The organism is Micromonospora sp. R77 (genome assembly GCF_022747945.1).
Lineage (GTDB): Bacteria > Actinomycetota > Actinomycetes > Mycobacteriales > Micromonosporaceae > Micromonospora.
The window spans coordinates 218281-242532 of record NZ_JALDST010000001.1 but is presented as its reverse complement, the minus strand read 5'-3'; the positions used below and the strand labels follow the sequence as shown (position 1 = coordinate 242532).

23 protein-coding genes and 1 pseudogene are annotated in these 24252 nt (G+C 73.0%); 18 read left to right on the top strand and 6 right to left on the bottom strand.

The window, feature by feature from the left end; genetic code table 11:
- Nucleotides 1-62: 62 nt before the first annotated feature.
- Nucleotides 63-530: a Dps family protein gene (locus tag MRQ36_RS01200; RefSeq protein WP_242791668.1), complete on the top strand. Its 468-nt coding sequence runs from the start codon at nt 63-65 to the stop codon at nt 528-530.
- 24 nt (nt 531-554) lie between these two features.
- Nucleotides 555-1328, top strand: a complete 774-nt coding sequence (locus MRQ36_RS01195; protein WP_242791666.1) for a pirin-like bicupin family protein — start codon at nt 555-557, stop codon at nt 1326-1328.
- Nucleotides 1329-1360: 32 nt separating this feature from the next.
- On the opposite strand, the gene MRQ36_RS01190 is transcribed toward MRQ36_RS01195, so the two are convergent.
- From MRQ36_RS01190 to MRQ36_RS01180, 3 genes are all read right to left on the bottom strand, one after another.
- Nucleotides 1361-2731, bottom strand: coding sequence for an aspartate aminotransferase family protein (locus MRQ36_RS01190; RefSeq protein ID WP_242791664.1), 1371 nt, complete (start codon nt 2729-2731; stop codon nt 1361-1363).
- Nucleotides 2728-3927: an aminotransferase class III-fold pyridoxal phosphate-dependent enzyme gene (locus MRQ36_RS01185; protein WP_242791661.1), complete on the bottom strand. Its 1200-nt coding sequence runs from the start codon at nt 3925-3927 to the stop codon at nt 2728-2730. The genes MRQ36_RS01190 and MRQ36_RS01185 overlap by 4 nt, the downstream gene beginning before the upstream one ends.
- A 205-nt stretch (nt 3928-4132) precedes the next feature.
- Nucleotides 4133-4720: a dihydrofolate reductase family protein gene (locus MRQ36_RS01180; RefSeq protein ID WP_242791659.1), complete on the bottom strand. Its 588-nt coding sequence runs from the start codon at nt 4718-4720 to the stop codon at nt 4133-4135.
- 234 nt (nt 4721-4954) lie between these two features.
- Between MRQ36_RS01180 and MRQ36_RS34275 the strand changes: the two are divergent.
- The 11 genes and pseudogenes from MRQ36_RS34275 to MRQ36_RS01130 form a co-directional block, all read left to right on the top strand.
- Nucleotides 4955-5230: pseudogene (locus MRQ36_RS34275) on the top strand (AMP-binding protein); the annotation flags it as partial.
- Nucleotides 5217-6410 carry an AMP-binding protein gene (locus MRQ36_RS01175; protein WP_242791655.1) on the top strand — a complete coding sequence of 398 codons (1194 nt, stop codon included), beginning with the start codon at nt 5217-5219 and terminating at the stop codon, nt 6408-6410. The pseudogene MRQ36_RS34275 and the gene MRQ36_RS01175, both read left to right, overlap by 14 nt.
- Nucleotides 6407-6667, top strand: a complete 261-nt coding sequence (locus tag MRQ36_RS01170) for an acyl carrier protein (RefSeq protein WP_242791652.1) — start codon at nt 6407-6409, stop codon at nt 6665-6667. The genes MRQ36_RS01175 and MRQ36_RS01170 overlap by 4 nt, the downstream gene beginning before the upstream one ends.
- Before the next feature lie 19 nt (nt 6668-6686).
- Entirely contained in the window at nt 6687-7064 is a 378-nt protein-coding gene (locus tag MRQ36_RS01165; RefSeq protein ID WP_242791649.1) for an ectoine synthase, read from the top strand.
- A gap of 12 nt (nt 7065-7076) precedes the next feature.
- A complete protein-coding gene (locus MRQ36_RS01160; RefSeq protein ID WP_242791647.1) occupies nt 7077-8258 on the top strand; it encodes an acyl-CoA dehydrogenase family protein in 1182 nt (393 codons plus the stop codon).
- On the top strand, nt 8255-8968 hold the full coding sequence (locus MRQ36_RS01155) for a transglutaminase family protein (protein ID WP_242791645.1): 714 nt from the start codon (nt 8255-8257) through the stop codon (nt 8966-8968). The genes MRQ36_RS01160 and MRQ36_RS01155 overlap by 4 nt, the downstream gene beginning before the upstream one ends.
- On the top strand, nt 8940-10310 hold the full coding sequence (locus MRQ36_RS01150; protein ID WP_242791644.1) for a TrpB-like pyridoxal phosphate-dependent enzyme: 1371 nt from the start codon (nt 8940-8942) through the stop codon (nt 10308-10310). The genes MRQ36_RS01155 and MRQ36_RS01150 overlap by 29 nt, the downstream gene beginning before the upstream one ends.
- A complete protein-coding gene (locus MRQ36_RS01145; RefSeq protein ID WP_242791643.1) occupies nt 10307-11296 on the top strand; it encodes a DMT family transporter in 990 nt (329 codons plus the stop codon). Before MRQ36_RS01150 ends, MRQ36_RS01145 begins: the two co-directional genes overlap by 4 nt.
- On the top strand, nt 11296-12528 hold the full coding sequence (locus MRQ36_RS01140; protein ID WP_242791642.1) for a phosphoribosylglycinamide synthetase: 1233 nt from the start codon (nt 11296-11298) through the stop codon (nt 12526-12528). The genes MRQ36_RS01145 and MRQ36_RS01140 overlap by 1 nt, the downstream gene beginning before the upstream one ends.
- A 40-nt stretch (nt 12529-12568) precedes the next feature.
- Nucleotides 12569-13078, top strand: a complete 510-nt coding sequence (locus MRQ36_RS01135; protein ID WP_242791639.1) for a hypothetical protein — start codon at nt 12569-12571, stop codon at nt 13076-13078.
- Nucleotides 13079-13400: 322 nt separating this feature from the next.
- Nucleotides 13401-13898: a TetR-like C-terminal domain-containing protein gene (locus MRQ36_RS01130; RefSeq protein ID WP_242791636.1), complete on the top strand. Its 498-nt coding sequence runs from the start codon at nt 13401-13403 to the stop codon at nt 13896-13898.
- Nucleotides 13899-13947: 49 nt separating this feature from the next.
- On the opposite strand, the gene MRQ36_RS01125 is transcribed toward MRQ36_RS01130, so the two are convergent.
- The gene (locus tag MRQ36_RS01125) at nt 13948-14964 is read right to left on the bottom strand and encodes an alcohol dehydrogenase catalytic domain-containing protein (protein WP_242791632.1); all 1017 of its coding nucleotides are present in this window, start codon (nt 14962-14964) and stop codon (nt 13948-13950) included.
- A gap of 43 nt (nt 14965-15007) precedes the next feature.
- Nucleotides 15008-16246 (bottom strand): cytochrome P450, encoded by a 1239-nt coding sequence (locus MRQ36_RS01120; RefSeq protein ID WP_242791629.1) that lies wholly within the window; start codon nt 16244-16246, stop codon nt 15008-15010.
- A gap of 425 nt (nt 16247-16671) precedes the next feature.
- Between MRQ36_RS01120 and MRQ36_RS01115 the strand changes: the two genes are divergently transcribed.
- The 5 genes from MRQ36_RS01115 (at nt 16672) to MRQ36_RS01095 (ending at nt 22178) form a co-directional block, all read left to right on the top strand.
- Nucleotides 16672-17076 carry an SgcJ/EcaC family oxidoreductase gene (locus MRQ36_RS01115; protein ID WP_242791626.1) on the top strand — a complete coding sequence of 135 codons (405 nt, stop codon included), beginning with the start codon at nt 16672-16674 and terminating at the stop codon, nt 17074-17076.
- 33 nt (nt 17077-17109) lie between these two features.
- Nucleotides 17110-18474 carry an NAD(P)/FAD-dependent oxidoreductase gene (locus MRQ36_RS01110; protein ID WP_242791619.1) on the top strand — a complete coding sequence of 455 codons (1365 nt, stop codon included), beginning with the start codon at nt 17110-17112 and terminating at the stop codon, nt 18472-18474.
- An 18-nt stretch (nt 18475-18492) separates the two neighbouring features.
- A complete protein-coding gene (locus tag MRQ36_RS01105) occupies nt 18493-19650 on the top strand; it encodes an epoxide hydrolase family protein (protein WP_242791618.1) in 1158 nt (385 codons plus the stop codon).
- 143 nt (nt 19651-19793) lie between these two features.
- Complete coding sequence (locus tag MRQ36_RS01100; RefSeq protein WP_242791616.1) at nt 19794-21314, top strand: FAD-binding oxidoreductase; 1521 nt, start codon at nt 19794-19796, stop codon at nt 21312-21314.
- Nucleotides 21315-21404: 90 nt separating this feature from the next.
- The gene (locus MRQ36_RS01095) at nt 21405-22178 is read left to right on the top strand and encodes an SDR family oxidoreductase (protein WP_242791614.1); all 774 of its coding nucleotides are present in this window, start codon (nt 21405-21407) and stop codon (nt 22176-22178) included.
- Nucleotides 22179-22820: 642 nt separating this feature from the next.
- On the opposite strand, the gene MRQ36_RS01090 is transcribed toward MRQ36_RS01095, so the two are convergent.
- Nucleotides 22821-24077, bottom strand: a complete 1257-nt coding sequence (locus MRQ36_RS01090) for an acyltransferase (RefSeq protein ID WP_242791612.1) — start codon at nt 24075-24077, stop codon at nt 22821-22823.
- Nucleotides 24078-24252 lie beyond the last annotated feature (175 nt).

Here is a 24252-nt window from a genome sequence, read left to right as displayed (position 1 = left end):
GGCGGTGACCGGCCCGGCGGCGACGCCGGGCCGGCCCGCCCCCTTCCGACAGGAGAAACCCCATGGCAGTCGTCGACGGCATTCTGGACTCGACGGACCGGAAGGTCACCGGTGAGGCGCTGCAACAGGCGCTGGCCGACCTGCTGAACCTGGGCATGCTGGCCAAGCAGGCGCACTGGAACCTGACCGGCCCGCACTTCCGCAGCCTGCACGGGCAGCTCGACGACCTCGCCGACCTCGCCCGCCGGTACGCCGACGAGGTCGCCGAACGGGCGGTCGCGGTCGGGTTCAACCCGGACGGCCGGGCCGCGACGGTCGCCGCGCAGTCCACCCTGCCCACCCTGGAGCACGGCGACGTCGAGGAGGGCAGCGCGGTCGAGATCGTGACCGACGCGCTGTTCGCCCTTGTCCGTACGCTGCGCCAGGCCGTCACCGACACCGCGACGAGCGACCCGGTCTCGCAGGACCTGCTCATCACCGTCACCGGGGCCGTCGAGCAGCAGCACTGGCTGTTCCGCGCCCAACGCTGACCGACCCGACGGAGAGGACCCGCCATGTCCACCCTGCTCACCCCACGGACCGACGTCCGGCGTGCCGACCAGCGTTTCAAGACCCGCATCGCCTGGCTGGACAGCAAACACTCGTTCTCCTTCGGCCGGCACTACGACCCGGCCAACACCCACCACGGACTGCTGCTGGTCAACAACGACGACATCGTCCGCCCGGGCACCGGCTTCGAGACCCACCCGCACCAGGACATGGAGATCGTCACCTGGGTGCTGCGCGGTTCCCTCGTGCACCAGGACTCCACCGGCCACAGCGGCGTCATCTATCCCGGGCTGGCGCAGCGGATGAGCGCCGGGACCGGCATCCTGCACAGCGAGAAGAACGACGCGTACCGGCTGGAGCCCGACCGGCCGCACGACGAGGTGCACTTCGTGCAGATGTGGGTGGTGCCCGACGAGTCCGGGATCACGCCCGGCTACGAGCAGTTGGAAATCGACGACGAGCTGCTCTCCGGCCGGCTCGTCCCGGTCGCCTCCGGGATGGACCGGCACGCCGGTGCCGCCGCCATCCGGATCCGGAACCGGTACGCGGCGCTGCACGCCGCCCGGCTCCAGCCGGGGCAGAGCGTGCAGCTGCCCGACGCGCCCTACCTGCACCTGTTCGTGCCGCGCGGAGCGGTGACCCTGGAGGGCACCGGACCACTGGGCGCCGGCGACGCCGTGCGGTTCACCGCCACCGGTGGTCAGCGGGTCACCGCCACCGAACCGGCGGAGATCCTCGCCTGGGAGATGCACGCGACCCTGTCCGACCAGGCGGGCTGATCCGAGGCCACCAGGGCGGGCTGATCCCCGGGTCACCAGGGCAGGCGGAACGACCAGCCGATCAGTCGGCGGACCCGGGCCGCCTGCCGCCCGTACTGGCGGCGCAGCAGCCAACTGGTCACCGTCGTCATCAGCCGGGACCGGCGGTCCAGGCCGGCGAGCACCTCCTCGGTCGCGGCCAGCACCCGGTCGATCTCCGCCTCGGTGCAGGTCAGCGGCGGGTAGAGCCGCAGCACCGGCCGGCGGATCTCCTCCGACAGCGAGAAGCCGGTGTGGATGCCGCGCGCCGCCAGTCCCATGGTGAGCATCAGCTCGACCGCCGGGTTACGGGTCCGCAGGCCGGTCATCAGGCCGATCGCGGGGGCGTCGAGCACGTGCCGGGGGTGGCGTCGGACGATCTCGGCCAGCCCCTGCCCGAGCCGGGCACCGAGCACGGCGGCCCGGGCCGGCAGGTCCCGTTCGCGGACCTCGATGATGGTGGCCGCGGCGGCGGCGACGGCCAGCGCGCTGGTGCAGCTGTCGGCGGTGAGCAGCGCCTCGTGGTGCCCGGGATGCCGTCGGGCGTCCTCGACGACCTGCCGGGTCAGCGCGCAGACCGCCACCGGCACGACGCCCCCGGTCAGCGACTTGGACAGCAGCATGATGTCCGGCGACACCCCGTCGTGGTCGACGGCGAACATCCGGCCGGTGCGCCCGAAACCGGTCTGGATCTCGTCGGCGACCAGGAGCGTGCCGGTGTCGGCGCAGGCCCGGGCCACGGCGGCGAGATAGCCGGCCGGCGGCACGGTCAGGTAGCCGCCGCCGAGGACGGGTTCGACGATCACCGCCGCGACCCGGCGGTCGGCGAGCGCCGCCTCGACGGCCCGGGCGTCGCCGTACGGCAGGACGACGAGGTCACCGCCGAGCGGCTCGAACTGGTGGCGCTGGTGGGCCTGGCCCAGCACCGGCATCGAGCCGAGGGTCTTGCCGTGGTAGCCGCCCTCCAGCACCACGATCCGGGGCCGGTCCGGTCGGGCCAGCCGCACCGCGCGCAGCGCCGTCTCGGTGACGTCCGCGCCGGAGCAGCCGAGGACGAAGTGTTCCAGCCCGGCCGGCAGCACCTCGCGCAGCAGCACGCAGAGTTCGGCGGTGGCCGGGTGGACGGCACCGGGCGGGACGGTGGGCGCCGCGTACAGGGTGTCGAGCACGGCCGCGCGGACCCGCGGGTTGCCGTGCCCGACGAGGAAGACACCGAAGCTGCCGGCGAGGTCGAGCGCCTCGGCGCCGTCCTCGGACCAGACCCGGGTGCCCTCGGCGTGCCCCTCGAGCTGCCGTCCGGAGCCGGCGAGCATGGCGGCGGCCGTCGGGTTCCAGTGTCGCCCGAGGGCGGCCAGCACGCCCTCCCGGCTCTCGACGGCGGTCACCGGGTCACCGCCTGCGGGGTCAGCCGGCCGGCGGCGGCGGCCACCCGGTCCAGCAGGGTTGTCACGTCGGGCGGGTCGGCGGTCAGCGGGGGCAGCACGGCGAGCACCGGGCCGGTGGGCCGGCGGACCAGGACCCGCTCCCGGGCCAGGCCGAGGGCGAGCGAGGCGGCGGTCTCCGCCGAGTCGGTACGCAGCCAGATCAGTGACCCGTCGGCGCCGACCGCCCGGACGGGCCCGTGCGGGTCGGCCAGCCCGCCGAGGGTCCGGACGGCCTCGGTGGCCACCGCCCGTTGCCGTGCCGGCAGGTCCTCGTCCCGCACCACGGCGAGGACGGCGGTGACCGCGGCGGCCGAGAGCGGGTTCGCCCCGAAGGTGGATCCCTGGACGGTGGGGTTGCGGCGGCCGTAGACGCGGTCGTACCGGGCCGCGGTGGTGATCATGCAGCCGACCGGGACCGCGTCGGCGCCGATCGTCTCGCCGAGGACCACCGCGTCGGGCAGGACGGGCAGCAGGTCGCTGGCCAGGCCCGCACCGACCCGGGCCGGGCCGGTGGTCCGCTCGTCGACGACCAGCAGCACGTCGGCCGCGTCGCAGGCGGCCCGCAGGCGGTGCCACCACGACGGCGGCAGGTCGGCCAGCGCCCGGCCCGGCGCGGCCGGCGCGAGCACCACGGCGGCGACGCTGTCGTCGACCAGGTCGGCCAGTTCCGCCGCCCGGTCGGCCGGCACGCCGACCGGCTGCAACGGCGCGTCCGCCGACAGGCCGGACCCGAGGGTGAGGGCGAGCCCGTGGCTGAGGCTGCCGTGGTCCGCGCCGCGCAGGCCGAGCATCCGCCGTCGCTCCGGGTGGCTGCCCTTGGCGAGCTTCAGCGCCGCGTCGAGCGCCTCCGCGCCGCTGTTGCAGAGGTAGGACATGGTGAGCGGCCCCGGCGCGAGGGCGTCCAGCGCGGTGACCGCCTCGGCCAGCGGACGGCTGACGAACACCCGGCTGGACAGCGCCACCCGCCGCAGTTGCGCGGCGATGCGCGCGGTCACCGCCGGGTGGCCCGGGCCGAATCCGCCGCCGGCCGCGTCGAGCCACTCGGTGCCGTCCGCGGCGGACAGCCGGGCCCCGACCTGCCGGCGGACGACGGGACCGTCGACCGCCGCACCGAGCATCGACATCGCGACCACCTGGGCCGGGTCGGCCGGCCTCATCGGACGCTCCGCTGTGCCGCGCGCCGGGGCGGCCCGGTGGGAACCGCGCAACGTACTGGGAAATCGGTCACGGCACCGGCCTCGCCTTCGTCGGATGGTCCGTACGGCGGAGACCCAGCATGCGGTGGCGCGGCGGTGGCTGTCTTCGTTCAGATTGCGGTCCTGCCCGGGTGCCGGGACCGCGCCCGGGCAGGTGACCGGCGGGTCAGGAACGCGCGGGCGCGTCCCGGCGGACCCGGAACCACAGGTGGGTCACGTACGGCGACTCCACGGTGCGGAACCGCTCCAGCTCGATGTGCTCGGTGCCCAGGTTCTCGAAGAGCCGGCGGCCCGCGCCGAGCAGCACGGGGGCGAGCTGGATGCGCACCTCGTCGACCAGGCCGGCGGCCAGGAACTGCTGGCCGACCTCGGCCCCCATCAGCCGGACGTCCTGGTCGCCGGCCGCGGCGACGGCGCGGGCGTGGGCGTCCCGGACGTCGGTGACGAAGGTGAACGTGCCGCTCTTCTCGACCCGTTCGGCGAGCGGGTCGTGGGTCAGCACGAAGCAGGGCACCGGGAACGGGGTGTCGTTCCAGACGTTGATCCCGACGTCGAACGTGCGCCGGCCCAGCACCACCGCGCCGGTGGCCGACATCTCCCGCTCGATCCCGGCGTCGACCTCGCTGGTCGAGGTGTTGAAGAGCCACTCGTGCAGGCGGAGACCGCCCTCACCCATCGGGTGTTCGACGCTGACGTTGGGACCGGCCATGAAGCCGTCCAGCGACATCGTGACATCCAGCAGAACTCGCGCCATTCCAGCCCTTCCCGAGTGGACACCGCGGTGTCCGGACAGCGTCGTGTAGTGGACACCGTACACATCGACGTGGTGGGGTACCAGCGTGTCACCCCGATGACACGCGGACGCGGTCTTCCCGCCGATGGGACTGCGCATTTTGAAAGATGCACGGTCCGTGCGCCGGAATCGAAGATCGGTGCGCCGGACCGGTCGGGGGAGATGACCGGTCGGCACCGGTGAAGGGGGGAAGTGATGTCGATCGGATCCCTCGCGTCCCGCATCCACGAACAGGCCGACCGGATACCCGACGCGACCGCGTTGCGCTGGCAGGACCGGCTGGTCAGCTACGCCGAGCTGGTCGAGCTGGCGGCGAAGGCGTCCGCCCAGCTGGCCGCCGTACCCACCGCCGGGGCGCCGGTCGCGCTCCGCGCCGGCAAGTCGCCCGAGTCGGTCGCGGCGGTGCTCGCCTGCCTCGCCGCCGGGCAGCCCGTGCTGCTGCTCTCCACCGACCTCGGTGCGCAGGTCTTCGACGCGCTGGTCGCCCGCGCCGGGTGCGCGGCCGTCCTCGCGGCCGAGGACGGGGCCTGCGGGTCCGCCCCGTCCCGGCGGCACCGGCGGCGCGCTGCCGCCGGACACCTGCCTGCTGCTGACCACCTCGGGTTCCACCGGACTGCCCAAGATCGTCCCGTTGTCGGCCGCCGGCGTCGAGCGGTTCGTCGACTGGGCCGCCGAGCAGTTCGACCTCACCGAGGGCACCCGGGTGCTCAACTACGCGCCGCTCAACTTCGACCTCTGCCTGCTGGACGTCTGGGCGACGCTGAGCCACGGCGGGGAGGTGGTCCTCGTCGACCCGGCCCGGGCGGTCCAGCCCCGCTACCTGCTGGAGCTGTTCGCGCAGGCCCGGCCGGCGGTCGTCCAGGCCGTACCGATGCTGTTCCGGCTGCTCACCGAGGCGGCCGACGGGCAGGCATTCCCGGCGGTCCGGCACGTCCTGCTGACCGGCGACCACACGCCGCGCCGGGTCCGCGCCGGGCTGCCGGCCGTGTTCCCCCGGGCGACCTTCCACAACGTGTACGGCTGCACCGAGACCAACGACAGTTTCCTGCACACCTTCGGCCCGGAGCAGGCCGCCACGGACGACGTGCTGCCCCTGGGCCGGCCGATCCCCGGGGTGGAGGTGGCGCTGCTCGACCAGGGGCAGGTGCTGACCGGCCCCGGCACCGGCGAGCTGGTGGTGGCCACGCCGTTCCAGGCCGACGGCTACCTCGGCGACCAGGCGCCGGACCGGTTCTTCCGCCGGGTCACCGACCGGGGCGAGCGGACCTGGTACCGCACCGGGGACCTGGTCCACCGGGGTGCCGACGGCCGGCTGACGCTGGCCGGGCGCAACGACTTCCAGGTCAAGGTCCGGGGTGTACGGGTCAACCTGGAAGAGGTCGAACGGGTCGTCCAGGGCCACGACGGCGTCGTCGAGGCGGTCGTCGTCGCGCTGCCCGACCCGGCGGCCGGCACCCGGCTGCACGCCGTGGTCCGGGTCGACGGCACCGGCCCGAGCAGCCTCGCCCTGCGTACGTACTGCGCCGCCCGGCTCACCCGGGTGGCGATCCCCGACGTGTTCCGACTGGTCAGCGAGGCGCTGCCGGTCGGGCCCACCGGCAAGGTGGACCGCCGCCGGGTCCGTGACCACCTGATGAGGGAGCTGACGTGAGTCTCGCCGACGAGATAACCCGGTACGTGGTGTCGGAATACCTGCCCGGCACCGCCCCCGAGGAGTTGGACCCCGCCTACGACCTGCTCGACACCGGTGTGGTGGACAGCCTGCGGTTGCTCCAGCTCATCGCCTGGCTCGGCGAACGCTACCGCATCCCCATGGACGACCTGGACATCTCGCCGGAGCACTTCCGGTCGGTCGCTGCCATGACGGCGTTCGTCACCGCCGCCCGTGACCACGCCGCCATCGGCTGACCGGACGAGGACTGGACTGATGATCGTTCGCACCAGGGAACAGACCGAACCGGTGGAGTGGGGCAACGGCCTCAGCTACCGCTACCTGCTCGAGACCGACAAGATGGGCTTCACCGTGTGCCACACGGTGGTGCGCGCCGGGACCAAGTCGCAACTGGAGTACCGCCGCCACCTCGAGGCGTGCTACTGCATCGGCGGCCGGGGCTGGGTGCAGACCGCCGACGGCTCCCGCAGCTGGGAGCTGCGGCCCGGCGTGCTGTACGCGTTGAACGAACACGACGCGCACTTCCTGATCGCCGCGCCCGAGACCGACCTGGAACTGGTCAGCGTCTTCAACCCACCGCTCGTCGGTCCGGAGCGACACAACCTGGACTCCGTCGAATTCTCGCAGTACTGAGGCGGCCGGGGTATGCGATGGACCGACGAACAACGGGCGTTGCGCGACGCGGCGGAGCAGGCCGGCCGACTGGTCGGCGCGGACCACCTGGAGCGGGACGCCAGCGGCGAGTTCTCCTGGGACGGCTGGAAGCGGCTCCGGGCGACCGGGCTGTTCGGGCTGCCCTTCCCGGAGCGCTTCGGCGGCCTCGGTCGTGACCTGCCGACCACGATGTACGTCCTGGAGGGGCTGGGCTACGCCTGCCGGGACGCCGGGCTGACCTTCTCCGCCTGCACCCACCTGGTCAGCACCGGCGTCCCGGTGCAGCGCTTCGGTTCCCCGGCGCTGCGGGAGCGCTACCTGCCGGAGATCGTGGCCGGCACGATGATCGGCGCGCACGCGATCACCGAGCCGGCCGGCGGCTCCGACGTCACCAACATGGCCACCACCGCGGTCGCCGAGGACGACCACTTCGTGCTGCGCGGCAGCAAGGCGTTCGTCAGCAACGGCCCGATCGCCGACCTGGTGGTGGTCTACGCGCGGACCGGCCGCCCGGGCAGTCCGGTGGCGGTCACCGCGTTCCTGGTCCGGCGGGACTCGCCGGGCCTGACCGTGGGCGGTCCGATCGGCAAGATGGGGCTGCGCACGTCGCCGCTGTCGGAGCTCTTCCTCGACGACGTGCGGGTGCCCCGCGACCACGTGGTCGGGTCGGTCGGCGCGGGTCTGCTGGTGCTCGACGCGGTGATGCGGTGGGAGATCCTCTGCGGCTTCGCCGGCGTGCTCGGCGAGATGCAGCACCGCCTGGAGCGGTGCGTCGAGTACGCCCGCAGCCGCACCCAGTTCGGGGCCGCCATCGGCTCCTACCAGTCGGTCTCGAACCGGATCGTCGACATGCGGATCGACCTGGAGACCTCCCGCAAGTGGCTCTACGACACCGCCGAGCGGATGGCCGCCGGGGAGAACGTCGCCACCGACGTGGCGATCACCAAGCTGATCGTCAGCGAGAGCAACGTCCGGTCCGCGCTCGCCGCCGTGCAGGTCTTCGGCGGTTACGGCTACACCACCGAGTACGGGCTGGAGAAGGACCTGCGCAACGCGGTGTCCGGCACGATCTACTCCGGCACCTCGGAGATCCAACGCCAGCGGGTGGCGGCCCTGATGGGGCTGGGCCGGACCGCCCCGGCGACCGGCCCGACAGGGGGGCGTACGGCATGAGCGAGACCGACCCGGCACTGGTGCGGGCCACCGAGTTCCTGGACCACGACTCGCCCGTGGTGCGCCGGTTCGTCCGGGACGCCCTCGGCGACGACGCGGGCGGGACGGACGTGGACAAGGCGGTCCGGCTGTACTACGCGGTGCGCGACGGCATCCGCTACGAGGTGTACGGCGCGGACCTGTCCCGGCGCGGACTCACCGCCAGCGGCGTGCTCGAGCGCGGCTTCGGCTTCTGCGTCCACAAGTCCATCGTGTACGCGGCGGCGCTGCGCGCCGTGGGCGTGCCGAGCCGGATCGTCTACGGCGACGTCCGCAACCACCTGGCCTCGCCCCGGCTGCGGGAGCTGGTGGGCGGGGACGTGTTCCGGTTCCACAGCCTGACCTCGGTGCACCTCGACGGCACCTGGGTGAGGGCGACGCCGGTGTTCAACAAGATGCTCTGCAAGCTCTACCGGATCAGGCCGCTGGACTTCGACGGGCGGTCCGACAGCCTCTACCACCCCTTCGACGAGCAGGGCCGGCAGCACATGGAGTTCCTGCAGATGCGGGGCGAGTTCGACGACGTCCCCTACGACCTCGTGGTGGACGGCATCCGGACGGCTCATCCGCTGCTGTTCGCCAGCTCCTACACGACGGCCACCGGGTCGCTGGTCGCCGAGGCAACGACACAGGAGGACTCCCGTGCTGGAGAGAACCAAGTTCCTGCTTGACGAGCAGGACATCCCGACCAGCTGGTACAACCTGGCGGCCGATCTGAAGGGCGGGCCGCTGGCGCCGGCGCTCAACCCGGCCACCGGCGAGCCGCTGACCCGGGACGAGATGGCGTACACCATGCCGGAGCAGCTGATCGAGCAGGAGATCGGCACCGAGCGGGAGTACGAGATCCCCGACCCGGTGCGGCAGATCTATGCGCTGTGGCGGCCGTCGCCGCTGATCCGGGCCCGCCGGCTGGAGCGCGCCCTGGACACCCCGGCGCGGATCTACTACAAGTACGAGGGCGTCGCGCCGACCGGCAGCCACAAGCCGAACACCGGCATCCCGCAGGCGTACTACAACAAGCTGGCCGGCAAGACCGGGCTGGTCACCGAGACCGGCGCCGGGCAGTGGGGGAGCGCCACCGCACTCAGCGCCAACTTCTTCGGGATGACCGCGAAGGTCTACATGGTCCGGGTCAGCTTCGAGCAGAAGCCGTACCGGCGGGCGCTGATGGAGACGTACGGGGCGGTCTGCGTGCCGAGCCCGAGCGAGGAGACCGCGGTCGGCCGGGCCATCCTGGCCGAGCACCCGGACTCCCCGGGCAGTCTCGGCATCGCCACCTCGGAGGCGCTGGAGGCGTTCGGCACCGACCCCTCGCTGGGCTACGTGCTCGGCAGCGCGGCCAACCACGTGCTGCTGCACCAGACGGTGATCGGGCAGGAGGCGATCCGCCAGTTCGCCCTCGCCGACGACTACCCGGACATCGTGGTCGGCTGCGCCGGCGGCGGCAGCAACCTGGCCGGCCTGGCCTTCCCGTTCCTCGGCGAGCAGCTGCGCGGCGGTCGCGCGGTGCGGGTGCTGGCCGTCGAGCCGGCCGCCTGCCCGACCCTGACCCAGGGCGTGGTGGCCTACGACTACGCCGACACCGGCCGGCTGGGGCCGCTGTTCCGGATGCACACGCTGGGGCACGAGTTCGTCCCGCCGCCGGTGCACGCGGGTGGCCTGCGGGCGCACGGCATCGGCCCGATGATCACCCGGACCGTGGAGGACGGGCTGATCGAGCCGGTGGCCGTCCCGCAGACCCGCTGCTTCGAGGCGGGCGTGCAGTTCGCCCGCGCCGAGGGCGTCCTGCCGGCCCCCGAGTCCACCCACGCGGTCCGGGTCGCGGTCGACGAGGCGATCCGGTGCCGGGAGGAGGGCACCTCGCGGACCATCCTGTTCGGGCTGTCCGGGCACGGTCACTTCGACCTGGTGGCCTACCAGAAGTACTTCGCCGGCATCCTGGAGGACGACGCGGTGGACGCGGCGGCGCTGGCCCGCGCCGCGGCGAGCATCCCCCGGATGGCCGCCGTATGACGGGGGCCGCCGGCCGGCGGACGAACCGGGGCATCCTGGTGCTGCTGCTCTTCGCCGCGATGTCCGCCCTGGTGGACGTCTACGCCGGCAACCAGCTCCAGAAGGTCGACACGCTGAGCCTGGCGGCCGTCTCGTTCACCCTCTGCGGGTTGTTCTTCCTCGGCCTCGACCTCGTCCGCCGGGGTCCCGCGGCGACCTTCGCGCCGTTGCGGACCCGGCGGTACGACGTGGTCGCGATCAACGTCTCCACCGCGGTGACCTGGCTGTCGCTGCTGTTCGCGCTGAAATACCTGGAACCCGCGGTGGTGAACGTAGTGGGGCTGGCCATCGGCCCGGTGCTCACCGTCGTGCTGGGTCCGCTGCTGCGCCGGGGCAGCAGCGTGCTGGGCGCCGAGATCGCCGTCTCGGTGGCCATCTGCGGTTTCCTCGCCCTGCTGGTCTGGGCGTCGGTGACCGGGCGCAGCGGGGTCGGTGACGTCGGCGTCGACGCGGCGGTCGTCGGGCTCGCGCTGACCCTGGTCTGCGGGCTCACCTCCACCGCCAACGTCATCTATTCCAAGCGGCTCAGCGACGCAGGGCTCGACCCGCAGTCCGTGCTGGCCGTGCGGTTCTTCCTGATGATGGCGATGACCTGGGGGTTCGTGCTGGTCGGCGACCCGGGCGCCCTGCCGCCCGCGCTGCTGCCGGGGCTGGTCGTCGCGGTGATCGGCGTGGGCCTGCCCATGTACCTCATCCAGGTGGGGATCAAGCACACCGAGCCGATCACCGCCTCGCTGATCTCCGCGCTCTCCCCGCCGATGGCGCTGCTGCTGCAACTGCCGGACGCCCGCCTGCGCCCGTCGGCCGTCACGCTGGTCGGCGTCGTCGGGATCACCGCGCTGGTCGGCGTCGGGGTGCTGGCCCGCGGCCGGCACGAGCGGCGGCCGAGCCCGGCGTCCCTGGTACCGGCCGGCGCACCGGCCCCGACCGAAGCACGGAGCGTGTGATGCGAACGGCGATCGTCGACGCGTGCGGCATCGGGGTCTTCCTGCCCGCCGCCCTCGCCCGGTACGACGTGGACGTCGTGCACGTCCGGTCGGGCACGCCGGACGTGCACCTGCCCTACCCGCCGGGGAACTTCACCCACGAGATCGCGCACGAGGGTGACCTGGCGGCCACCGCCGAGCGGTTGCGGGCGCTGGGGGTGGAGTTCGTGGTGCCGGGCACCGAGTCGGGGGTGCTGCTGGCCGAGGCGCTCTCGGCGGAGCTCGGCACCCCGGGCAACGGGATGAGCCGGCCCCGGGCCCGGCGGGACAAGTACGAGATGGTGGAGGCGGTCCGGGAAGCCGGCCTGCCCGTCGCGCGCAGCATCGCCACCGGCTCGGTCGACGAGCTGGTCGACTGGGCGCAGGACCTCGGCGAGTGGCCGGTGGTGGTCAAGCCCCGCTCCAGCGCCGGCACGGACAACGTGGCGGTCTGCCGGACGGCCGGCGAGCTGCGCGAGGCCGCCGGGCGGGTGCTGGGCAGCACCGACCGGTACGGCGCCCGCAACGACACGCTGCTGGGCCAGCAGTTCCTGCACGGCGACGAGTACTTCGTCAACACGGTCAGCCGGGGCGGGGTGCACCACGTCGTGGAGGTGTGGCGCTACCACAAGCGGCAGCTCGACAGCGGCGCGCTGATGTACGACCACGAGGAGCCGGTGCCGCCGGACGACCCGGTGGTCGGGCCGCTGGTGGCGTACACGCTGGCGGTGCTGGACGCGCTGGAGGTGCGCAACAGCGCCGCACACACCGAGGTCATGCTGACCAAGGAGGGCCCGGTGCTGGTCGAGTCGGCCGGCCGGGCGGGCGGCTCGCACGTACCGGCCATCGTGTCCCGGTGCCTCGGCACCGACCAGATCGACTGCCTGGCCCGGGCGATCGCCCGGCCCGAGGACCTGATCTCCGGCGCGCTGCCGCCGTACCGGCTGCTCAACCGGTTGCGGTACGTGACGCTGATCAACCCGCGGCCCGGGGTCGCCCCGGCCGGCGAGCGCCTCGACCGGATCCGCTCCCTGGACTCGTTCCTGGAGCTGGTGCTGACCGCGCCCGAGGGCGCCCCGATCGGGCCGACCGTCGACCTGGCCACGTCCCCCGGCTACCTCTACCTCAGCTCGCCCGACGTCGGGCAGGTGGAGGCGGACTACCAGCGACTCAGGAGGTGGGAGGAAGCAGACCTGTACGCCACCGGCAGCTGATCCACGTGTTCGCAACGACAAGTGAGGCGGTAGCAGTTCCGTGACGCAGACGATTTCCCACCTCGAGAACCTGGCCGAGTACCCGAGCGACTGGAAGCACCAGGACAAGCAGATCTACCCGGGTGAGAACCTGGCCGTGCCCGGTGGCTACCTCAAGTGGTACGACATCCGGCTCGCCGACCAGGAGGCCACGCCCGAGGTCAGCGACGAGGCGCGTGCCTTCCTGCGGGCCGAGGTCGAGGCCGGGCGGTTGGAGTTCCGCAACGAGATCGGCTTCGTGATGCTGCACCGCGACGGTGCGAAGTACTTCATGCTGGTCTGCGTCTGGCGGGACAAGACCGAGATGTGGCAGGGCCTCTACTACAAGGACCAGGAGGGTTTCCTGCCGTACCCGCCGAAGCCGGGCTTCCTGCGGCCCACCCAGGAGGTGGTGGAGCTGGACTGCACCTCGCACGAGCGCCGGGGCTGGTCCCGCTACCTGCAGTCCAACCGGGACGCGGCGGCCAAGCAGGCGTACATCGACGACGCCTGCACGGGGCAGCTGATCTGAACCCGGTCCGGATGCCCGCCGTCGCCCCGGCGACGGCGGGCATCCGCCTGTCCGGCCCCGGTCCGGGTGCCGGCGACCCGGTTACGCTGGGCGAACGCCGGGGTGCCGCGCCGCGGACGGCGGCCGCTTGTGTACGGTGTCCACATGGAGCGACGATGACCGGCCTGCGCGCCGAACTACCCGGCCCGCCGAAGTCCGGTCCCCGGCGCAGCACCTACCGGCACGGGGACCTGCGGCGGGCCCTGCTCGAGGCGGGCCTGGCGATGGCCCGCGCGGGCGGGCCGGACGCGGTGGTGCTGCGGGAGGCGACCCGGCGGGCGGGGTGGCGCCGAACGCCGCCTACCGGCACTTCGCCGACCGCGACGCGCTGCTGCACGCGGTCTGCTCGTCGGCCCAGTCCGCGCTGGCCGTCGCGATCGAGACGGAACTCGCCGCCGCCCCGACCGAGGGTGACCCGGTGGCCCGCGCCCGCGCCGACCTGCGCGCGGTGGGCACCGGCTACCTGCGCTTCGCGCGGGCCGAGCCGGGGTTGTTCCGCACCGCCGTCTCGGTGCCCGCCGACCTGACCACCGCCACCAGCCCGGACAAGGGCGGCCACAGCGGTCGCAGCCCCTTCGCCCTGCTGGGCGAGGCGTTGGACCGGCTCGTCGACGCCGGCGCGCTGCCGGCCCGGCGGCGCCCCCGGGCCGAGTTCCTGGCCTGGTCCGCGGTGCACGGCCTGGCCACGCTGCTCATCGACGGGCCGCTGCGCAGCGTCGACGACGCCGAGGCCGAACACGTCGGGCAGCTCCTGCTGGACATGGTGGAGAAGGGGCTGTGACGGCGACGCCGGCCGACCCCGCAGGGCCGGCCGGCGTGAACCGCCGCGCTCAGTAGGTGACCACGGCGCGGAACCGGACGTCGCCGACGGCGACCCGGTCGACCGCCTCGGTGACCTGCTCGCTGTCGAACAGCTCCACCATCGGGGTCACCGCGCCCTGCGCGGCCAGCTCCAGCGCCTGCACCAGGTAGGGCAGCCCGTTGTGGGTGGCGCCGAGGATCCGGTGGTTCTGGGCGAAGAACTGCCGGCTCGGGTCGATGGTGAACGAACCGGCCGGGTCGATGGTGGCCAGCACCATCCGGCCGTTGACCCGCAGCCCGGACAGGGCCCGGGTGGCGGCGGCGAACGAGGTACCGGTGACCACGACGACGTCGGCGCCGCCTGAGTCCCGCAGCTCGTCGCCGTCGCCGACCACGAGGTCCGCGCCGAGCTTGCGGACCAGGTCGTGCTTGTCCGGGGTGCCGGTCACCGCGACGGTCTCGAACCCGCAGGCGCGGGAGAACTGCACCGCCAGGTGGCCCAGTCCGCCGATGCCGAGCACCGCCACCCGCTCGTGCGGCTGCGGGTCGGCGGCCCGCAGCGCCGACCACGCGGTGTAGCCCGCGCAGAGCATCGGGGCGGCCAGCTCGTACGACAGCCCCGGTGGCAGCAGCACGGTGCTGTCGGCGGGCACCGCGATGAACTCGGCGTGCCCGCCCTGGCGGGTCATGCCGGTCATCGCCGGCGCCGCGCAGTTCATCGCCGACTGCCCGGTCAGCGGCAGCTGGAGCCGGCAGTACGCGCAGGTGCCGCAGGTGCCCTGCACCCAGGTCGCGCCGACCCGGTCGCCCACCCGACGCGAGGTCACGCCCGGCCCCACCTCGACCACCTCACCGGCCGGCTCGTGCCCGAGGATGGTCGGGTCCATCTCCGGATACGGGTACGTGCCGTCGGTGAGCCACACGTCGTTGCCGCACACCCCGCTGGCCCGGACCCGGATCAGCACCTCGCCCGGTCCCGGCCGGGGCGTCGGCACCTCGCGCAGCTCCCACCGCTGCCGGACACCCGGTACGACCGCAGCTCTCATGACTCGACCACCTCTTCGGACTCGTTGGGGGACTCGGTACGCCTCACGCGGCCGCCGGCACCGCGGCGGCGAGCCGGACGGGCAGCTCGGCGACGCCGTTCATGATGAAGGTGACCTGCGGCTCGATCTGCTCCGGCGGCAGGCCGAGGGTCAGGTCGGGGAAGCGGTCGAAGAGCGCGGGCAGCGCGATCGACGCCTCCAGCAGGGCGAGCTGGTTGCCGATGCAGCGGTACATGCCGTAGCCGAACGACAGGTGGGACTTGTCGGCGCGGGTCGCGTCGAACCGGTCGGCGGTCTCGCCGTGCACCTGCGGGTCACGGCCGATCGCCGCGAAGTTGATCAGGACGGGCTCGCCCCGGGGGATCGTCACCCCGGCGACGGTGACGTCCTCCAGCGGGAACCGGAACGGCAGGTGCGCCACCGGCGCCTCCGCCCGCAGCGTCTCCTCGATCACGTCGGCCCAGCTCACCGTGCCGTCGCGGAGCAGCCGGAGCTGGTCGGGGTGGGTCAGCAGGGCCCGCACCGTGTTCGCGATCAGGTTCATCACCGGCTCGGTCCCGGTGGCCAGCATCAGGTGCAGGGTGCCCATCAGCTCGCTCTCGTTGAGCCGCGAGCCGTCCTCCTCCTGCGCCTGGAGCAGGTCGCTGGTCAGGTCGTCGCCCGGCTCGGCCCGCTTGCTGTCCACGAAGTCCTGCAGGTCGCGGTGCCACTGGGCGACGTTCGCGGCGGCCTCCTCCGGGCTGATGGTGGTGTCCACATTGACCTCACCACCGCGCAGGATCTGCGCCCGGGACTCCTCGGGCACGCCGAACAGGTCACAGATGACCCGGGCCGGCAGCGGGTGCGCGTACCGCCGCTTGAGGTCGACCACCTCGCCCGCCGGCGTGGCGGCGAGGTCGTCGAGCAGCTCCTGCACCGCCTGGTGCACCTTCGGTCGCAGCGCCTCCACCCGGCGCGGGGTGAACGCCTTCGCGGTCAGCCGGCGCAGCCGGCTGTGGTCGGGGCCGTAGCTGGTGGTCATGTTCTCCATCAGCACCCAGCCGATCAGCGGGAAGTCCTCGCCGATCCGGCCCTCGGTGTAGGCCCGCCAGTGCCGGCGGGGGTCCTTGGACAGCCGCGGGTCCGCCATCACCTGACGGGCGGCCTCCTGCCCGGTGACGGACCAGGCGGGGACGCCGCCGGGCAGCACGATCCGGGAGACCGGGCCGCCGGCGCGGATGCGGGCCCCCTCGCCGTGGATGTCCCTGCCGCTGGGGTCGATGAGCACAGGTCGGCCGGTCATGCGAACCTCCGGAAGAATTGGGGACGCCTCGACCACGGGCGCCGTTCACGAAAACGTCGACCGGGGTGTCGTGTCGTCGGCAGGAAATGATTATTCGGCCGTGGTGAATGGGCATCGCCGCTGGCGTTCCGCCCGCTCGACTGTATCCACACGCCGGTCCGGATCAGTTATTCAAAATTGCCGCGCCGGGTCGCCCGGGTGGTGACCGGGCCGGCGGGCGAGGTCCGCACGGAGCCGCCGGGCGGGGGTGCGGCCGGAGCGCAATCCAGGAGGTGCCGGTGGCCGGGGGCGGGTGCCAGGCTGCCAGTGGCCGGGTCCGCCGGCGGACGCCGTCGCGGACCGGCAGCCTTTCGGCGCCGGCCCCGATCGCCATTGTTCCGGGCCCGGCAGTCCGCTTTCCGCACTGGCCGAACAAGGAGAAGAACATGTCGGTTAATCAGTTCACCGTCGCCGACGAGGCCGTCGCCGTCCCGTCGCAGATCGTGGCGGCGTGGGAGAAGAACGACGGCGACGCGTTCGCCGACACGTTCACCTCCGACGGCACGATGATCCTGCCCGGCGACGTGTTCCTGACCGGCCGGGAGCAGATCCGGGCCTTCATGCGCCAGGCGTACGCCGGCCCGTACCGCGGCACCCGGGTCTTCGGCGAGCCGCTGTCGGTGCGCGCCGTCGGCGCGGACGTCGTGGTGGTGGTGACCCGCGGCGGCGTGCTCGCGCCGGGGGAGACCGAGGTCGCGCCGGAGCGCACCATCCGGGCCACCTGGGTGATCGGCCGGGAGGACGGGCAGTGGCGGATCGCCGCCTACCAGAACACCCCCGTCGGCGCCTGAGCCACGGACCGCGAGAGCAGAGAGGGGACCACGATGGCACACCGTGTCGGTGACCGGGTCGTCGTACTCGGCGGCAGCATGGCGGGCCTGCTGGCCGCGCGGGTGCTGTCCGAGTCGTTCAGCGAGGTGGTCCTCGTCGACCGGGACGAGTTGACCGGCGTGGAGGGGGTCCGGCGGGGCGTGCCGCACGGCGGTCACGCGCATGGCCTGGTGGCCCGGGGCCAGCAGATCCTGGAGGAACAGTTCCCCGGGCTGACCACCGAGCTGATCGACGCCGGCGTGACACCGGGCGACTTCAGCGGCGGGATCCGCTGGTACTTCAACGGCCGGCGGGTCCGCTCCGGGCACACCGGCCTGCTCTCCGTGCCGGCCACCCGGCCGGTGCTGGAGTTCCACGTCCGGCAGCGGGTCCAGAAGATCGACAACGTCACGTTCCTGGAGCGGCACGACATCCTCGACCTGGTCACCACGGCCGACCGGGCCCGGGTGACCGGCGTGCGGGTGCGCTCCCGTGACGACGGGACCGAGCGGGTGCTCGACGGGGACCTGGTCCTCGACACCACCGGGCGCGGCTCCCGCACGCCGGCCTGGCTGGCGGAACTCGGCTACCCCCGGCCGCCGGAGCAGCGGGTCAAGGTGGGCCTGGCCTACACCACCCGGCACTACCGGCTGCCCGACGACCCGTTCGGCAAGGAGATCGCGGTCATCCCGATCGCCACGCCCAGCCACCCGCGCGGCGGTTTCTTCTATCGCCTGCCGGGCCCCGGCAACCGGGTGGAGCTGTCGCTCACCGGCGTGCTGGGCGATCACCCGCCGACCGACCCGGACGGCTTCCTGGCGTTCGCGCGGTCCCTGCCGGCGGCGGAGATCTACGAGACGGTGAAGGACGCCGAGCCGATCGACGACCCGGTGACCTTCCAGTTCCCGGCCAGCGTGTGGCGGCACTACGAGCAGCTCGACCGGTTCCCCGAGGGGCTGCTGGTGATGGGCGACGCGGTGTGCAGCTTCAACCCGGTGTACGGGCAGGGCATGACGGTGGCGGCGCTGGAGTCGCTGGTGCTCCGCGACCACCTGCGCCGGGGCGCCCTGCCGCAGGCCCGGGCGTTCTTCCGGGACGTCGCCGCGACGGTGGCGGTGCCCTGGGACTTCTCGGCCGGCGCCGACCTCGGCTACGCCGGGGTGGAGGGCCGCCGGACCCTCAAGATCCGGCTGGCCAACGCGTACGTGTCGCGGCTGCACGACGGCGCGGCGTACGACGCCAACCTGACCAACGCCTTCATCCGCGCGGCCGGCCTGATCGACCCACCGTCGGCGCTGATGCGCCCCGCCACGGCTGTCCGGGTGCTGTGGCAGACCGTGCGGCGGTGGCTGCCCGGACCGTCGCCCCGGACCTCCTGACCCGCGAGAGGTGACCCCATGCGCCCGTTCCGCATCGACATCCCGCAGGAAGCCCTCGACGACCTGCACCGACGGCTGGACCTGACCCGCTGGCCCGGCGAACTGCCCGACGTGGGGTGGAGCCGCGGCGTCCCGCTGGACTACCTGCGGGAACTCGCCGGGTACTGGCGTACCGGCTACGACTGGCGGGCCGCCGAGGCGCGGCTCAACCGGCTGCCGCAGCACGTCACCGAGATCGACGGCGTCGACGTGCACTTCCTGCACGTCCGGTCACCCGAGCCGACGGCCGTGCCGATGGTGCTCACCCACGGCTGGCCGGGCTCGTTCCTGGAGTTCCTCGACGTCATCGGCCCGCTCACCGACCCGGCGGCGCACGGCGGCGACCCCCGCGACGCCTTCCACCTGGTCATCCCGTCGATGCCCGGGTACGGCTTCTCCGCCGCCCCCCGGCAGACCGGGTGGAGCGTCGACCGGGTCGCCCGCGCCTGGGCGGAGCTGATGCGCCGGCTCGGCTACGACCGGTACGTCGCCCAGGGCGGCGACTGGGGGTCACCGGTGTCGCTCAAGCTCGGCCTCGCCGACCCCGACCACGTCCTCGGGGTGCACGTCAACATGCTCGCCACGTTCCCGCCCCAGGACCCGGCCGCCTTCGAGGGGCTGCCCGAGGAGGACCTGGCCCGGTTGCGGTTCGCCGCGCACTTCGAACAGGACGGTGCCGGCTGGCGCAAGATCCAGTCGACCCGCCCGCAGACCCTGGCGTACGCGCTGACCGACTCGCCGGTCGGCCAGCTCGCCTGGATCGTGGAGAAGTTCTGGGAGTGGACCGAGTCCAGCAAGGGACCCGAGGACGCGGTGGACCGCGACTGGCTGCTCACCAACGCGTCGCTGTACTGGCTGACCGGCACCGCCGGCTCCAGCGCCCAGCTCTACTACGAGTCGAACCGGCTCGACGAGGAGTTCGTCGCCACCTGGGCCGGCCCGTGGCCGCTGCGCGCGCCGGTCGGGGTGGCGGTGTTCCCGCAGGACGCCGTGCGTCCCGTCCGCCGGTGGGCGGAGACGATCCTGCCCACCCTGACCCGGTGGACCGAGTTCGACCGGGGCGGTCACTTCGCCGCCCTCGAGCAGCCCGAACTCCTCGTCGGTGACGTCCGGGAGTTCGTCCGCCCGCTGCGCTGACCGGTGCCGGAGACGCCCGGGTCACCCGGGCGTCTCCGGTCGTCACCGGCCGGCGCGGAGCGCACGTCCAGAGATGCCCGACCGACCGGCCCCGTGCCACCGTCGGTGGGCCGCGAACGCCTACCGGAGGGAGTTCCATGACCATGACCGAGCGACCCGGCACGATCGCCGGCGCCGCCACCGTCACCCCCGACGACCCGCGTTACGAGAACCTGCTCGACGCCTACAACCACCGGTTCGTGACCCGGCCCGAGGTGATCCGGGTGCCGACGACGACCGAGCAGGTGGTCGACGCGGTCCAGGCCGCGGTCACCGCCGGCAAGCGGATCGTGGTACGCAGCGGCGGACACTGCTTCGAGAACTTCAGTGCGCTGCCCGACACGCAGGTGCTGCTCGACCTCTCCCAGCTCGACGACATCTCGTACGACGAGCGGTTCCACGCCGTGTCCATCGGCGGCGGCGCCAAGCTGGGGCACGTCTACCGGGCGCTCTTCGCCCGCTGGGGCGTGACGGTGCCGGCCGGCACCTGCTTCGAGGTGGGGGTGGGCGGCCACTTCTCGGCCGGTGGCTACGGCCACCTGTCCCGCCGCGACGGCCTCGTCGTCGACCACCTGTACGCCGTCGAGGTGGTGGTGGTCGACGACACCGGCCGGGCCCGGGCCGTGGTGGCCACCCGGGAGCCGGACGACCCGCACCACGACCTGTGGTGGGCGCACACCGGCGCGGGCGGCGGCAGCTTCGGCGTCGTCACCCGCTACTGGATGCGCAGCCCCGACGCGGTGTCGCACGAGCCGGAGGCGGTGCTGCCGAAGGCGCCGGCCCGGGTGCGCCGGCGCGACGTCATGTGGTCGTGGGAGACGATGACCGAGGCGGCGCTCACCACCCTGCTGCGCAACTACTGCACCTGGTACGAGCGCAACAGCGCCCCGGACTCCCCGTACGCGCACATGTGGACCAACCTCATCGTGATGCACCGGTCGGCGCCGATGTTCGTGCTGACCGCCGTCATCGACGAGGCGGTGCCGGACAGCGACAAGCTGCTCGACGCCCAGCTCGAGGCGATGAGCGCCGGCAGCGGCGTGCAGCCGAGCATGACGGTCGACCAGGTGATGCCGTGGATGAGCGAGTGGATGCCGTCGTACAGCTGGCCGAACGACCCGAAGGGGCGGTACAAGAACAAGGCGGCCTACCTGCGGCGCGGCCTCACCGACCGGCAGCTCGCGGCGGTCTGGCGGCACCTGACCCGGGACGACTACGCCAACCCCAGCGCCTGCATCCTGCTCACCGGCTTCGGCGGCCGGGTGGGCGCGGTCGCGCCGGACGCCACCGCCATGCCGCAGCGGGACTCGATCCTCAAGCTCATGTGCAGTGCGGGCATGTGGCAGGACGCCGCCGAGGACGACGTCCACATCGGATGGGTACGGGAGTTCTACCGTGACCTGTTCGCGCAGACCGGCGGCGTGCCGGTCTGCGACGACCGTACCGACGGCTCCTACATCGGCTACCCGGACGTCGACCTGGCCGACCCCGCCTGGAACACGTCGGGCGTGTCCTGGCAGGAGCTGTACTACAAGGGCAACTATCCCCGCCTCCAGGCGGTGAAGCGGCGCTACGACCCGGGTGACGTGTTCCGGCACGGCCTCTCCGTCGAGTTGCCGGCCTGATCCCCGTCCGCCCGCCGGGTCGCGGGTGGTGTCCGTCCCTCGGCCGGTCAGCGCCGGCCGCGTCCCGTTCGATCTCGTGAGGAGCCGAGCATGTTGCAGGACAGAGTCGTGGTGGTTTCCGGCGTCGGGCCCGGTCTGGGCCGCGCGATCGCCGTGCAGAGCGCCCGCCGGGGCGCCGACGTGGTGCTGGCCGCCCGCAGCGAGCCGGTGCTCGCCGAGGTGGCCGAGGAGGTGAAGAAGGAGGGCCGGCGGGCGTTGACGGTGCCGACCGACATCACCGACGAGGCGTCGGTGGCGGCCCTGGTCGAGACCACGGTCGGCAGTTTCGGCCGGGTCGACGCGGTGGTCAACAACGCGTTCGCCAACCCGCCCCTGGTCGGGCTGGGTGACGTCGACTTCGACGCGGTACGGGCCGGCTTCGAGACGAACGTCTTCGGCGCGCTGCGGGTGACCCGGCTCTTCGCGCCGGCGCTCGAGGAGAGCCGGGGCGCGGTGGTGATGGTGAACTCCAGCGTCATCCGCGAGTCCAAGCCGATGTTCGGCGCGTACAAGATGTCGAAGGCGAGCCTGCTGGCCCTGGCCCAGACGCTCTCCGCCGAGCTGGGCCCGCGGGGCATCCGGGTGAACACGGTGGCCCCCGGCTACATCTGGGCCGACGCGCTGCGTGGCTGGTTCGCGCACCTGGCCGGTGAGCGCGGCGTGTCGGTGCAGGACGTCTACGACGAGGTGGCCGCCAACATCGACCTGCGGCGCCTGCCCGAGCCGGACGCCGTCGCCGACGCGGTGGTGTTCCTCCTGTCCGACCTGGCCCGGGCGGTCAGCGGGCAGTGCCTCGACGTGAACGGCGGCGAGCACCACCACTGACCGCCCGCCGTCGACCGATCGGCCAGGTTCCCCCGGGGAACCTGGCCGATCGTCGTCTCCTGCCCGGGTGCGAGGCGTACCTCTCCGGCGCCGGGTGCCGTGGCTCATCGAGGGCGGTGGTCGGGGCACCGCGGCGGCCGGGCGCCCGCTCCGGGACCCCTCCCGCCCCGCGATACGGACCGGCATCTTCGGCGTGGAGAGCGGCTTCGGCGGCCGGGCCGGACCCGGGGTCGCCGATTCACGCCGGACCCCGTCAGCCCGGCCACGGGCCGACCGGGCCTCGTGGGCACCGCTCCAACCTCGCTACAGCTTTGATGACGTAGATGAATCGCGGCGCCCCGGCGGGCGGGTCCTGCCGGTGATTCATATTCGTCATCAAAGCTGTAGCGGGTGAGGAGGGCCGGGGCCGGCAGGCTCGCGGACGGCGAAGCGCAGGCGTACCTCCGCCCCCGGTGGTCGTGGGTGGGGGGCGTTCGGTGCGCGGACGCACCGCGCCCGGGGTGGTCGTGGGTGGGCGGCGTTCGCGCGGGACGCACCGCGCCCGGGGTGGTCGTGGGTGGGCGGCGACCGGGGCGCGGACGCACCCCGCCCCGGGTGGCCGTCGGCGGACGGCGCCCCGGGGCGGGGCGGTGCGGGGAGGGGTCAGACGCCGGAGGAGGCGGTGGGGGCCGGCGGGTGCGTCGCCGAGCCGGCGGGCGCGGGCGAGGTGGGCAGCGCGGCCGGGTCGGTGGGCACCGTCCCGGCGGGCCGGCCACCGCGGCGCGGGCGGGAGAAGTGCCGCATCATGGGCCGCTCGACGAGCGCGTACAGCAGCCAGGACAGCAGTACGCAGAGGCCGAGCACGGCCAGGACGAACAGCACCGCCAGCGGGGTGCTCAGCGCCTTGCGCTGGTAACCGCCCCAGCCCGCCCACTGGCCACCGAGCGCGGCGTGGGTGTTGAAGAGGATGAACAGGTGGATGAGGAAGAAGGCGTAGGAGATCTCACCGAGCCACACCATTGGCCGGGTGCCGGTCACCGTGCGCCGGCCCTCGTCGTCGGCGACGGCCAGGGCGGCGATGAGCAGACCCATCGGCACCAGGTAGATCGCCGCGACGTAGTAGGCGGAGAACGGGGGCAGGGCCACGATCGACACCACGTACGCGGCGACGGTCAGCAGCGCCATCGGCAGCGCGCCGATCCGCGGGAACCGGCCGGCCATGACGATCTTGGCCAGGATCATGCCGGCGACGAACTCGAACAGGCGCATCGGCGGGAAGAAGTAGCTGATCCAGAGCACCGGCCAGGACTCCGGGCCGGCGAAGGGGCTCTTCGGGCCGCTGGGCAGGAACTGCGCCACCACGAGCGGGACGACCACCGAGAGCACCGCGAGGCCCACGAACCAGGACCAGAGCCGGCGCGGGCTCAGCCGGCCCACCAGCAGGATCAGCAGCGGGAAGCTGACATAGAAGAGCACCTCGACCGAGAGCGACCAGGTCACCCCGTTGACCGAGTAAACAATGTAGTCGGAGCTCGGCATCCAGGACTGGACGAGGAAGAAGTTCGCCACCGCCTCGGGCGCGAAGAGCGGCACCCCCGCCGCCAGCAGCAGGGCGAGGGAGGCCAGGTACGCCACGACGTGGTTCGGCACGATCTTGAAGAACCGCCGGCGGTAGAACTGCCCGACGGTGTCGTCGCGCCGGGCGACCCAGGTCAGGACGAAGCCACTGAGGATGAAGAAGAAGGACACCCCCATCTGGCCGGCGTTCTCGACGGCCTTGACGTATCCCTTCTGCACCGCCGGGTCGGCGAAGACGTTCAGGTGCTGCACGTGGTTGATGAAGACCAGGAGCGCGGCGAGGAACCGCAGCCCGGTCAGAGAGGGTAGCCGGGACGGTCGGACGTCCTGTGTAGCTGTCATGAGGGGCCACTTTCCGGAGCGGGATGGATGGCGAACCGCGCTACCGCTGCTGGCGTACGACCGCGGAGATCCCGTTCGCCCGCGCTGCCGACGCCGGAGCGTCGGTCGCCAGTTCCGGTCGATGCGGCTGACTGGTTGCTGAAACTAGCAACGGGCCGTCCCCGGCACGTCTTTC